The organism is Photobacterium sp. OFAV2-7, assembly GCF_022347985.1.
GTDB lineage: Bacteria > Pseudomonadota > Gammaproteobacteria > Enterobacterales > Vibrionaceae > Photobacterium.
The window spans coordinates 1-11,704 of the sequence record NZ_JAKRFQ010000062.1; the positions used below are offsets into that span (position 1 = coordinate 1).

The 11,704-nt window shown below is 49.7% G+C and carries 11 protein-coding genes, 2 tRNA genes and 1 rRNA gene; 5 read left to right on the forward strand and 9 right to left on the reverse strand.

Annotation, left to right across the window (positions count from 1 at the left end; all coding sequences use genetic code 11):
* Positions 1-2,244 (forward strand): acyl-CoA dehydrogenase FadE (gene fadE / locus MHN01_RS06445; RefSeq protein WP_239410563.1); only part of this gene is annotated, 2,244 nt, incomplete at its 5' end.
* Positions 2,245-2,523: 279 nt separating this feature from the next.
* Here fadE and MHN01_RS06450 read toward each other — a convergent pair.
* Positions 2,524-3,765 carry a TIGR03503 family protein gene (locus MHN01_RS06450; protein WP_239410564.1) on the reverse strand — a complete coding sequence of 414 codons (1,242 nt, stop codon included), beginning with the start codon at positions 3,763-3,765 and terminating at the stop codon, positions 2,524-2,526.
* Between the two features lie 7 nt (positions 3,766-3,772).
* Positions 3,773-4,504, reverse strand: coding sequence for a DNA polymerase III subunit epsilon (dnaQ, locus tag MHN01_RS06455; RefSeq protein ID WP_239410565.1), 732 nt, complete (start codon positions 4,502-4,504; stop codon positions 3,773-3,775).
* Between the two features lie 51 nt (positions 4,505-4,555).
* On the opposite strand from dnaQ, the gene rnhA reads away from it, so the two are divergent.
* Positions 4,556-5,017, forward strand: a complete 462-nt coding sequence (rnhA, locus tag MHN01_RS06460) for a ribonuclease HI (RefSeq protein WP_239410566.1) — start codon at positions 4,556-4,558, stop codon at positions 5,015-5,017.
* A gap of 24 nt (positions 5,018-5,041) precedes the next feature.
* Here the strand turns inward: rnhA and MHN01_RS06465 are convergent, their stop codons facing one another.
* Positions 5,042-5,788 carry a methyltransferase domain-containing protein gene (locus MHN01_RS06465; RefSeq protein WP_239410567.1) on the reverse strand — a complete coding sequence of 249 codons (747 nt, stop codon included), beginning with the start codon at positions 5,786-5,788 and terminating at the stop codon, positions 5,042-5,044.
* 39 nt (positions 5,789-5,827) lie between these two features.
* Between MHN01_RS06465 and gloB the strand changes: the two genes are divergently transcribed.
* The 3 genes from gloB to MHN01_RS06480 all read left to right on the forward strand — a co-directional run bounded on the left by gloB (position 5,828) and on the right by MHN01_RS06480 (position 8,914).
* Positions 5,828-6,586: a hydroxyacylglutathione hydrolase gene (gene gloB, locus MHN01_RS06470; protein WP_239410568.1), complete on the forward strand. Its 759-nt coding sequence runs from the start codon at positions 5,828-5,830 to the stop codon at positions 6,584-6,586.
* A gap of 70 nt (positions 6,587-6,656) precedes the next feature.
* Positions 6,657-8,228, forward strand: coding sequence for a LysM peptidoglycan-binding domain-containing protein (locus MHN01_RS06475; protein ID WP_239410569.1), 1,572 nt, complete (start codon positions 6,657-6,659; stop codon positions 8,226-8,228).
* Positions 8,225-8,914 carry a Yip1 family protein gene (locus MHN01_RS06480; RefSeq protein WP_239410570.1) on the forward strand — a complete coding sequence of 230 codons (690 nt, stop codon included), beginning with the start codon at positions 8,225-8,227 and terminating at the stop codon, positions 8,912-8,914. The genes MHN01_RS06475 and MHN01_RS06480 overlap by 4 nt, the downstream gene beginning before the upstream one ends.
* On the opposite strand, the gene MHN01_RS06485 is transcribed toward MHN01_RS06480, so the two are convergent.
* The 6 genes from MHN01_RS06485 to rrf all read right to left on the reverse strand — a co-directional run.
* Positions 8,901-9,746, reverse strand: coding sequence for an endonuclease/exonuclease/phosphatase family protein (locus MHN01_RS06485; protein WP_239410571.1), 846 nt, complete (start codon positions 9,744-9,746; stop codon positions 8,901-8,903). The genes MHN01_RS06480 and MHN01_RS06485 overlap by 14 nt on opposite strands.
* 73 nt (positions 9,747-9,819) lie before the next feature.
* Positions 9,820-10,155, reverse strand: coding sequence for a DUF1904 domain-containing protein (locus MHN01_RS06490; RefSeq protein WP_239410572.1), 336 nt, complete (start codon positions 10,153-10,155; stop codon positions 9,820-9,822).
* A 244-nt stretch (positions 10,156-10,399) separates the two neighbouring features.
* Positions 10,400-11,038, reverse strand: a complete 639-nt coding sequence (locus MHN01_RS06495; RefSeq protein WP_239410573.1) for a hypothetical protein — start codon at positions 11,036-11,038, stop codon at positions 10,400-10,402.
* 285 nt (positions 11,039-11,323) lie between these two features.
* A tRNA-Trp gene (locus MHN01_RS06500) sits at positions 11,324-11,400 on the reverse strand.
* A gap of 36 nt (positions 11,401-11,436) precedes the next feature.
* A tRNA-Asp gene (locus MHN01_RS06505) sits at positions 11,437-11,513 on the reverse strand.
* A gap of 94 nt (positions 11,514-11,607) precedes the next feature.
* Positions 11,608-11,704: ribosomal RNA gene (rrf, locus tag MHN01_RS06510) — 5S ribosomal RNA — on the reverse strand; the annotation flags it as partial.

Here is an 11,704-nt window from a genome sequence, read left to right on the forward strand (position 1 = left end):
AGTAAACCCGCTCTCAAAGCGTTTAAAGGCGTCATGCCCGAGATGTCCCGTACCGAAAAAGAAGCCATTGATGCCGGTACCGTCTGGTGGGAAGCCGATCTGTTCCGTGGCGCTCCTAACTGGAATAAATTGCATGATATTCCGGCTCCGCGCCTGAGCGCAGAAGAGAAAGCCTTTCTCGACGGTCCCGTCAATGAAGTCTGCCGCATGGTCAACGACTTCCAGGTAACACATGAACTGGCCGATTTGCCCCCCGAAGTCTGGCAGTACCTCAAAGATCATAAGTTCTTCGCCATGATCATCAAGAAAGAATACGGCGGCCTAGAATTTTCAGCTTATGCTCAATCTCTGGTGCTACAAAAGCTAACAGGAGTCTCTGCCGTACTCTCCTCAACCGTCGGCGTTCCGAACTCACTTGGCCCAGGTGAGCTTCTGCAGCACTACGGAACCAAAGCGCAAAAAGACCACTACCTGCCTCGTCTGGCAGAAGGTAAGGAAATTCCTTGTTTCGCCCTGACTAGCCCAGAAGCCGGCTCTGATGCTGGCTCTATTCCTGATTTTGGCATCGTCAAAAAAGGGATGTGGCAAGGTGAAGAAATATTAGGGATGGAACTGACCTGGAATAAACGTTACATCACGTTGGCTCCTATCGCGACAGTATTAGGTATGGCCTTTAAGCTGTTCGATCCCGATCACCTGCTGGGTAATGAAGAAGATCTCGGCATTACCTGTGCCTTGATCCCAACCGATATCGACGGGGTGCGAATTGGCCGTCGCCACTTCCCGTTAAACGTGCCATTCCAGAATGGTCCTACTCAGGGTGACAAAGTCTTCGTACCTATCAGTTTCATCATCGGTGGCCAGGAAATGGCCGGCCAGGGATGGCGTATGCTGGTTGAATGCTTGTCTGTCGGCCGTGGTATCACTTTGCCATCGAACTCCACAGGCGGCCTGAAAACAGCAGCCATGGCAACCGGTGCCTATGCCCGTATTCGCCGCCAGTTCAAGTTACCGATCGGTAAAATGGAAGGTATTGAAGAGCCGTTGGCCCGTATAGCCGGTAATGCCTACGTAATGGACTCAGCCAGTAACTTAACGGTATCCGGTATTGATTTAGGCGAGAAACCTTCTGTCATCTCAGCCATCGTCAAATACCACTGTACCCACCGCAGCCAGCGTAGTGTTATTGATGCCATGGACGTAGTCGGTGGCAAGGGGATCTCCATGGGGCCAAGCAACTTCTTGGCACGTGGCTATCAGGGCGCGCCTATTGCGATTACCGTGGAAGGAGCAAACATCCTCACCCGCTCAATGATAATCTTCGGCCAAGGGGCAATACGCTGCCACCCTTATGTGCTGGAAGAGATGGATGCGGCTTACAATGATGATGCAGAAAAAGCACTGAATGGTTTTGATAGTGCTCTGTTCGGCCACGTTGGCTTTGTGATCAGCAATATGGTTCGTTCATTCTGGTTCGGCCTGACTGACGGCAGGGGGTCCTCGGCACCACGCAAAGATGCCACGACCCGTTACTACCAGCAACTGAATCGCTACAGTGCCAACCTTGCCCTGCTCGCTGATATCTCGATGGCAGTGCTCGGTGGTTCGCTGAAGCGCAAAGAGCGCCTGTCTGCCCGTCTGGGTGATGTACTCAGCCAGCTCTACCTTTCGTCAGCAACTCTCAAGCGTTATGCCGACGACGGCTGCAAGCAGGATGATCTCCCTCTGGTTCACTGGGGCTTGCAGGACTCGCTATACCAAGCTCAGGAAGCACTGGATGAGTTCCTGCGTAACTTCCCGAATCGTCCGATTGCTGCGATCTTGCGCACCATGATCTTCCCTCTTGGGCTGGGACGTGTAAAACCGACAGACAAGTTGGACCATAAAGTTGCTCGTATCATTCAGACACCGAGTGAAACTCGTAACCGTATCGGTCGCGGTCAGTTCCTGGAAGCATGCGAGAACAATCCGGTTGGTATGATTGAAGAGACACTGAAAGATATTTTGGCTGCCGAGCCAATCTATGATCGAGTCTGTCAGGCTGCCGGCAAGAAGTTCCCGTTCATGCAGCTGGATAATGTGGCGACGGTTGGCCTGGAGCTTAATGCTATCAACGAGAGTGAAGCCGAGCTGTTGCGCCGAGCAGAAGAAGGCCGCTTACGCACTATCAATGTTGATGATTTTGACCCCGAAGAGCTGGCAGCCAAACCCTACCAGCCATCAGAAAAAGACATTGCTGCCTGATAACACTTAGATTGCTCAAGCTAACAAAAAGGGAAGCCACAATGGCTTCCCTTTCTTTTTAGTTGATTATCAAGCCAACCGCAGGCTCTGTTCGCCTTATACCAATCAGGATAAGTAGCTGTTCAGATAGTTGCGCAGGAAAAATCACTTAGAACAAGGCATGAATTGCTGCTAACTAGTTACTCTAATTACAAAATTCATAACGCAGTTAAAAGTGATTTTAACCAGCATGAATAATCAAATACTTATGTAGATTGGTATTATCACTTGCTCGTGGCATCAGGACGCCGGAACAACCAGTGAGTCTTCTTCCAGCACTTTCTTCATTTTGCGCTTGCGCCATAGGAAGGCAATCACAACCACCAGCACCACGACCAGCACATTGGCACCCAAAATGATTTTCATCACCTTGGAGCGCTCAGCCTGCTTCTCCGCTTCAATTCGCAGCATCTCTTCCCGCTTGGCTTTGGCTTCCTGCTGGGCCCTGAACTCTTCCAGGTTACGATCCAGCTGCAGCTCGGCCATCACCGCAAAATGATTTTCCGGTAACTTGAAGATCAGCTCTCGGTTATTGAAGTTATCAGTCGCATATAACCAGCCATACCAGCCATAACGACCCGGCGCCTCGCCATTGGGCAGGCGTACCTTCAGTCCGTCTTCGTCGGACAGGGCATGTTGCTGACTGATGGTCTCATCACCGTCAGGATTTACCTGCACAATGTGGGCAGCAAGGGAGCCGGGCAACAACGCTCCCTCTTCCGTTTCCACCACGACCTGGTGGGGCTCACTGCGTCCGCGTCCCTGAATAAAGCTCGCCCGCAGTGGCGGCGGATACACGAGCACTTCCTGCTCGACGGTACGCAGGAAAACACCATTGCCCGAGGTGATCCTGACCCGATACTTGCCCGGCTGGACAGTCACGGGCAGGGCTACCGTAAAGACACCGTCTCCCGGTACCTCATCAAAGGCCAACCCGTCATCGGCAAACTCGCCCAGGACGATTGGGCTCGGCTGTGCTTCCTTCGGAAGGTTATCGGCATCTTCAATGTATTCGTAAAAAACGACTGACATCTTTACCCGATCAAGAAAATCGCGCATGGTCAGCAACTTTCCATCCTGGGTCAGGCGGGCGGTAAACTTGATCGTCTCGGACTGATAGAGCCGCGAAGGCAGATCCTCTACTGTCAGTTGGAGGTTGGATAAGACGACGATCCGGTTCTTAGGGGTGACTTTACCGACGGCCTGCCAGGGGCCCGGCATCGGATTTTCGATAGAAATAATGTCCATCCCGGGCTCGTCATACCAAGCAACATTCTTCGGATGACGAAAGGAATAGTATTTCTTGCCATCAGGACGCACCAAGACAATCGCCCGGCTGTTGTTTCCCCGCTTGACGACAAACGAGACTTGTTCGACCGTCGGATCAACACGGAAGCGGTTATCCAGCCACGACATAGCCGTACTGTCTTTTGCCCAAGACAGTACCGGTATCAGCATCACTAGCAATAATAACCGCCGCATAGCACCTCTATTGACGCCACAGCGAGACGTCACCTTTTTTCTCGATAAGATCCAAGCGCGATTCATGCGCTTGTATTTCATCGGCCGATGCCTTGATGATCTTTAATGATTTTCTTCCTGACGCCAGACGGCGGATGGCACTTTCTGTACCAGTGTCACTTTCTTCGCTGCCGGAACTGAGTGCCAGCGATGTCTGGCCACCTGTCATCATCAGGTAGACATCAGCCAGGATCTCGGCATCGAGCAATGCCCCGTGGAGAGTACGGTGCGAGTTATCTATACCGTATCGCGAACACAGTACATCAAGGTTGTTTCTTTTTCCCGGGAACAACCGCTTGGCCATCTCCAGGGTATCGGTGACCTTGCAAAAGTCCTCGGTCTTGCCGATTGACGAACCCATTTTCCTGAATTCGTAATCCATGAAGCCGATATCGAAGGGCGCGTTGTGAGCCACCAGCTCTGCCCCACGAATAAACTCCATAAATTCTTCATGGACTTCCCGGTATGTCGGCTTATCAAGCAAGAACTCATCGGTAATACCATGAACATCAACCGCTTCCGCATCAATCTCCCGATCCGGTTTGATATAGACATGGAAACTGTTACCCGTCAGCTTACGGTTGATAATTTCAACCGCACCGATCTCGATAATACAGTGGCCTTCATAGTGAGGGCCGGTCATATTCATACCGGTTGTTTCGGTATCGAATACGATAATACGTTCGTTAGTAGCTTTCATAGTAGCGATTGTGTCAGACTAAAGTTTTTCCTAAAGCGAATACTACCAAATATGACCAAGCAGGTAGAAATTTTCACCGATGGTTCTTGCCTCGGCAATCCGGGGCCAGGTGGTTATGGTACCGTCATGCGTTATAAGCAACACGAAAAAGAGCTCAGTGACGGCTTTTACATGACCACCAATAACAGAATGGAACTGCTGGCAGCCATTATCGGCCTGTCAAGCCTCAAAGAGTCCTGCCAGGTTGATCTCACCACCGACAGTCAATATGTCCGCCAGGGGATCACCCAGTGGATCCATAACTGGAAGAAACGCGGCTGGAAGACTGCCGATAAAAAACCGGTTAAAAATGCCGATCTCTGGCAGCGTCTCGACGCAGAGACACAGCGCCATCAAGTGTCGTGGCACTGGGTAAAAGGCCACGCAGGCCATCCGGAGAATGAACGCTGTGACGATTTGGCCCGTGCTGCCGCCGAGTCCCCGACCAAGGATGATACCGGCTACAAGGCGTAACGACTTCAACTCACTGCAACAATGTTACGCCCCCTTTATTTTCTGGCTTGCCTTGGTCCGGCAGTTGAGGCCTAGCGGCGTTAGCTGACGCCGCAACTTCCAGGTTGGTTTTATCGGCTTGAGAGGGACCGTCCGCTTACGGGCGACAATCAAGTACATGCTGCCAATCGACGAACACGTTTCAGACAACACGCTTTCTGCCCAGGCCGAGCAGGCCTGATGCTTTGTTGCCGGCAGTACCGCAAAGTTCTCGTGAAACACCACCTCGTAATTCAGTACTCCCAGCCAGTCTTTCACCCGCATAGGCATAAACATCCGCCCTTTCCACGGAAAGCGCTTGCGATTCCATGGCAGCAAGCCCCGCATACCAAGAATACTCACCGGGTTATAGCCGCTTAACAGGATATAGCCGTCGTCCACCATCACCCGGTCGATTTCCCGCAGCAAGCGGTGGGGGTCTGAACAATAATCTAATTGATGGGTGATCACACAGGCATCAAACGACTTCTCGACAAAAGGCAGGGAAAAGTGGTCAGCAATGACCGTATGCAGCGGATTGAACTTATCAATGCAAATCTGATGCTGGATGTTACAATGGCCACTGGCGAGCTCACAACTTAGCCCACCAAGCTTTAACATATGATAGCCGAATAGCTTTGGCCACCATTCATCAAGCTGGGCCTGGAGCAGCTCCGCCGCCCATTCGCCATTGACGACTTGTGACCAGGTATGTGGTGATTCAATATCTGTTAACGTGCGGGCTGGCTTCATAAGTTATTGCTCAACACCTAAAGGCTGGAGACAAATTACATGCTTACAGTAAAAAGCATACCTGCATTTAATGACAATTACATCTGGCTTATTCACAGTCCGGACAAACATTGCGTCGTCGTTGATCCTGGTGATGCAACGCCAGTAATCAAGGTGTTACAAGAAGAAGAGCTCATTCTTGATGCCATTCTGGTCACCCATCACCATCATGACCACATTGGCGGGATCAGCGAGCTCAAGCGCGCATTTCCCCATGTCAATATAGTTGCCCCTTCTGCCGAGCCCATTCCCGGCGTCTCGCAGTCTGTCGACGATGGTGACCAGGTGGAGATTTTCGGAGAGCGCTTCATGGTACTGAGCGTTCCCGGGCACACCGCAGGCCATGTTGCCTATGTCGGGGACGAAAAGCTATTTTGTGGCGATACCCTGTTTTCCGGTGGTTGTGGCCGCTTGTTCGAGGGCACTCCGGCTCAAATGTACAGCTCGCTACAGAAAATTGCAGCGCTACCAGACGAAACTGAAGTCTACTGTGCCCATGAATATACAAGCAGTAATATTGCCTTTGCCTTAGTCGCCGAACAGGACAACCCTCATCTGCAACGTTACCGCGAAGACGTCAGCCGACTGCGGGCACAGGGTATCAGCACGATCCCGTCGACATTACGACAAGAAAAATTAATAAATCCGTTTTTACGCTGTGATCAAGCCAGTATCAAAAAATCCGTTGCAGATAAGGCATTTGACGACAGTGATCTGGAGACCTTCGCTGCACTGCGTCGTTGGAAAGACGAATTTTGACCTGGGTCACTTGTCTCCAAGGTAGTTGGCCAAGTATCATCTCCAACTATTTTGGCTTTAGGCAGGTTCCATGAAATCCCGATTTTTTTTAGCGAGCGCGCTATTACTGGCTGGTTGCCAAATTACGAATACGACAAATACAGTAGAAGAACAAACAAATACAACCAATAAGAACGAAGAAGCCTCTGTACAAGTGCCGGCGGCTTCTGCACAGGAAGAAACAACCAAACCTGTCGCCATTGAAAAGGTCATCGTTGCAACGCCTCAGGACCAAGACGATGTATGGAAACGCATTACCATGCAGCTGACCGCCGATATTCCTGAGAACAAACGCGTCAAATACTACCGCAACTGGTACCTGCGCTATCCGGGTCATCTTAAAACCGTTGCCGGGCGCGCCGAACCCTTTCTATATTACATCACCGAAGAAATCGAAAAACGTAACCTACCACTGGAACTTGCCCTGCTTCCTATTGTTGAAAGCTCTTTTGATCAATTCGCCTACTCCCACGGCAGAGCAGCAGGTCTATGGCAAATTATTCCAGATACAGGTCGTCGTTTCGGATTAGAGCAAAACTGGTGGTATGACGGTCGCCGCGATGTTGTCGAATCGACCCAGGCAGCATTGGACTTGCTGGAGTATCTGAACCGAAAATTTGATGGCGACTGGCTTCATGCCCTCGCGGCTTACAACACCGGTGAAGGACGTGTATTCCGGGCAATTCGCAAGAATAAGGCTGCCGGCAAGCCGACTGACTTCTGGTCACTGGATCTTCCGAAAGAAACCAGTGGTTATGTACCTAAGCTGTTGGCTGTTGCCGACGTAATTAAAAACCAAAAAAAATACGGTATAACCATCCCTGCGATCCCTAATGAACCTGCGGTTGAGCTCGTCAAACCGGGTACCCAGATGGATCTGGCCATGGCCGCCAGCTATGCCGGCATCAAGCTCAAAGATCTGCAAAACCTCAACCCTGCCTATAACCACTGGGCGACCTCACCAGATGGCCCTAACCACCTACTCTTGCCAATCGACAAAGTTGACCACTTCAACAGTCAGTTTGCCAGTAATGGCCGCCAGGGAATGAAAGTGGTTCGCTACAAAGTGAAATCTGGCGATACATTGAGTGTGCTTGCACAGAAATACAAGACCACCACCAAACAGATCCAGCGGGCCAACAATATGTCCGGCAGCAATATTCGTGTTGGCCGCCATATTCTGATCCCTGTCGCGATGCAAGATGGCGAGAGTATATCGGCTCAGCTTGCCGCCCGTACCCAGAAAAACCATGGCAGCGGCTATCGTACAACTTACGTAGTTAAGTCTGGCGACAGTCTGTGGACTATTGCCCGCAGTGAGAAAGTCTCTATTGACCAGATCACCAAGTGGAATGGCCTAAGCAAGAAGAAGCCGCTACGTATCGGACAGAAACTGACCCTATGGAAGAACAGTGCAACGGGTGGCGTCATCCGTACTGTCTACTACAAGGTCCGCTCCGGTGATAACCTCAGCGCCATAGCCCAGCGGTACAAAGTCAAAGTTTCAGACCTTGTAAAATGGAATCAGATTAGCGGCCAGAAATATTTAAAACCCGGCCAAAAATTAAAACTCTATGTTGATGTAACTAAGGTCAGTGTATGACACCGTCTAAAAACCCATTCATTGCGGTATTCGATGCATTCCGCTCCCCAATTGACTGCTTTGCGGCCGTATACGATCGTCCTCGATGGGCCTTTCTGCCCTACCTGATCGCTATTTTGGGACCCATTTTCTTCTGGAGCAGCTATTTCAGCAATGTGGACATGGCCTGGCTACAGCAGGAGCTAATGGTTCAGTTTACAAATCTGAACCAGCAGATGGAGCCGTCATTGCTAACCAAAGAAGCTTTGCATGCTAGCGAAGTCGTCGCTGATATTGCCGGACGCACGTTATGTATCTTTGTTCTGGCACTTTGGCTGCACCTGGCCACCAAGAGTAATCAGTACAAGCATAGCTATGGCAAATGGCTGGCCGCATCGTGTTTTATCATGCTACCGACTCTGATCGGCGATTTTGCCAGCTACACCAACATCATGTTCAACAGCAACAATATCATGCCGAATGCCGCCGATCTCAATAGCTTGAACGGTCTGATAAAATTGCCGATGAGCAATCCATGGGCGTCTTTTGCGGCAACAATCCCGCTACTGGCACCGTGGTATATCACCCTGACTTATGCTGTTGTGACAGCATGGACTGACTTTGATCGGGCCAAATCAATTGTCGTCGCCATTCTTCCGTGGCTGCTCGCACTGATCATTTGGCCAATCATGATCATTGCAGTCTGAAGCTGGCAATAATGGGGTTATGATCTGAGGCATCGGTTTTCGGTGCCTCTGCCCTGACAAGCTGAAGATCGCGGTAATACAAATGATCCAGCGGCTTACCAAACACCTTGATTCGCTGATCTTCTCTCAAATGGACATCACGAAGCCCCAGGCTTTCGGCAAACGTATTAACAACATCGATCCGAGCCTGACGCCAGGTGTTAAAGTCACCGGCCAAAATAATTGGCCCGGAATGAACAGCCAATACCGTCCGCAGGCTATCGAGCTGCTCCTGATATTCATCAAGCCCTACCGCAAAATTCACACCATGCAAATTCACAACGATCAGTGTATTGCCGTCTGAAAGTGCAAACTCAGACAATAGCGCTGATTTGGGCAACCGGAGCCAGGGCTCCATCGCCAGGTAGGCGCAAGTACTTTTGGCATTGACGCTCGATAAGTTCATCACTCCCGCCGGCGTATTCATAAACTTAAACGCATTGGCCATCCGCACTTTCCAACTGCTGTCATCCAGGTAGTCACGAAGGTCGGTATTCAAGCTTGCTTCCTGTAACAGAACCAATTCACTATCTTTAGAAAATGACTCCAGGGCTGAGCGCCAGTTTTCTTTTTGTTGCTTATAGATGTTCCATACCGACACAGTAAACTCACCGTCGGTGTCCAAAGGATGCGCGATAGCATTTTCAATACAGCGGTAGGAAAACTGGGGAGCCAGTACATTCGCACTGACTTCAGGTGTATCGGCAACATCAAATGACCAGTTAAATGCACTGACACCTAATACTCCGGCCACAACACCAAGCCCTGCCGCTACTTTTGCATACCGCGTCATTTACATCCCCTTTTTGAAACGAAAATACCCCTGGCAACAGAGCTGCCATAGAAAACCTAGTGAAGACAATTAATCAGTAATGCTTGCCGTTATCGTAATAAGCCGTTGGAGTCAGTGCGGTGAAAATGACAGCAACATCTCGCTCAGGCTCTTCCAGAGCATTGCGGACGGCTTCTGTGATATGTTGCGCGACCTGATCTTGGATCTCCTGGCCACGGTCGAACCAAAGCACCTCGACGAATGGATACGCAAACGACACCTCACCATCAAAAATGAAAGTTGTCGAAATATGCTCTAGAGTGAAATCTTCGCGAGGACAGTCCATCAGAGGCTGGAGATCATCTACCAATGCCGTCGACAGTGATTTTACAGTATCAAATTCTACATCACGGAAACGAAGATGCGGCATACTTACTCCCAAATCGCTCACTGCTAAAAGCCAACAAGATACCATTGAATTCGTGCGCTGCGCACCAATTTCTGCACTCTTGATGACAATTAACGCCAATATATAAGAGTCAATTTTAGCAGCTATGACGCTAATCGGTTGAAGGTAAAATAGAATAAGACACCTTGAACCAAGATCACACTTTTGTGATTTTGTCGTCATCACACAGCTGGAGTGTTCGCTATACGATAGAGGCGCCTCAATGTTACTCAGTCTCTTCGCTATTAGGGATCACTCGATCACCCAAATCACCGATAAGATTGAAAGGCGTACTAATAACGCCTTTCACCGTCCCCTCGACAGCACCAGCTGTCGCTTTGCTCACTATTTTTTCTGCATCCGCTGAAATGCTTTCAACCCTTGTTAATACACCAGGAGTCAGTGCTCTGATCTCACTTGACTCTTTCAGTACTGCCGGAATGGTTTCGGTTCGAATCAATTGGGTTTCGGCTAATATCTGGGGAACGGTCTTCTCATTGGTATATTTAACCTGTTCAATGACAGGCGGAATTACACTTTCCCGAACGACTTTCACTTCACTCAAAATGGAGGGGACCGTGTTTTTTTGCAGAGTTTCTACCAGAGCCCAAATAACAGGAATTTTCTGATTAACTTCAGATACCTCTGCAACCACAGAGGGAATCTTTTTATTTATATCATCCACAACACTAAGCCATTGAGACAGTTTGACTGATTGTTCAAGCGTTGATACCTGTTCAACCAGATGGGGAATTGCCTGCCTTGTCTTGGTGATTTCTGTAACGAACTGGGAAAGTGTGTATGAGAAGTAAGTGATTGAGGCAGCTAATAGCAAAATACTGATATGTTTAAGATACGAAGTCACAGTGATTCCCCCAGTTTTAATAACCGTACTATTTTTAGCTACTTAGCTCTTTTGAGCTAGCTTTTTTTGAATTTATGAAGAATCTGTAGCTCTGCCAATTAAAAATATATACGAACAAGCTCTGGCATTTTTACCAGGACACGCAGTCTGAGGCTTTGTATATGGCAGGGGTAGAGAGATTTGACCGGGCTGGCGAGCCAGGGGGGCGCCTAGTTATCCCAACATTGCTTCGCAAGAAGCAACAGACGAAAAAAAGCCCCAGTCTTTCGACTGAGGCTTCGTATATGGCAGGGGTGGAGAGATTCGAACTCCCAACACGCGGATTTGGAATCCGCTGCTCTGCCAATTGGAGCTACACCCCTGTAGTTATTTTAAAGACTTAACTCTGTCTGAATAAGTGGCGGAGCGGACGGGACTCGAACCCGCGACCCCCGGCGTGACAGGCCGGTATTCTAACCAACTGAACTACCGCTCCACTCAATTCTGAGTAACAAATAAAGTCTTATGGTCGCTGCTTTATTTGTTTTTGCTTTCATCTTTTTCTTAAAAAGATGAAAACCTAAGTTAAAGCCTGGCGATGTCCTACTCTCACATGGGGAGGCCCCACACTACCATCGGCGCTATTACGTTTCACTGCTGAGTTCGGCATGGGATCAGGTGGGTCCA

Excerpts from the sequence above, each read along its gene's own strand:
- gloB (WP_239410568.1), top strand. The coding sequence starts at position 5,828 with ATGCTTACAGTAAAAAGCATACCTGCATTTAATGACAATTACATCTGG.
- MHN01_RS06490 (WP_239410572.1), bottom strand. The coding sequence starts at position 10,155 with ATGCCGCATCTTCGTTTCCGTGATGTAGAATTTGATACTGTAAAATCA.
- MHN01_RS06475 (WP_239410569.1), top strand. The coding sequence starts at position 6,657 with ATGAAATCCCGATTTTTTTTAGCGAGCGCGCTATTACTGGCTGGTTGC.
- MHN01_RS06485 (WP_239410571.1), bottom strand. The coding sequence starts at position 9,746 with ATGACGCGGTATGCAAAAGTAGCGGCAGGGCTTGGTGTTGTGGCCGGA.
- rnhA (WP_239410566.1), top strand. The coding sequence starts at position 4,556 with ATGACCAAGCAGGTAGAAATTTTCACCGATGGTTCTTGCCTCGGCAAT.
- MHN01_RS06465 (WP_239410567.1), bottom strand. The coding sequence starts at position 5,788 with ATGAAGCCAGCCCGCACGTTAACAGATATTGAATCACCACATACCTGG.
- MHN01_RS06450 (WP_239410564.1), bottom strand. The coding sequence starts at position 3,765 with ATGCGGCGGTTATTATTGCTAGTGATGCTGATACCGGTACTGTCTTGG.
- dnaQ (WP_239410565.1), bottom strand. The coding sequence starts at position 4,504 with ATGAAAGCTACTAACGAACGTATTATCGTATTCGATACCGAAACAACC.
- MHN01_RS06480 (WP_239410570.1), top strand. The coding sequence starts at position 8,225 with ATGACACCGTCTAAAAACCCATTCATTGCGGTATTCGATGCATTCCGC.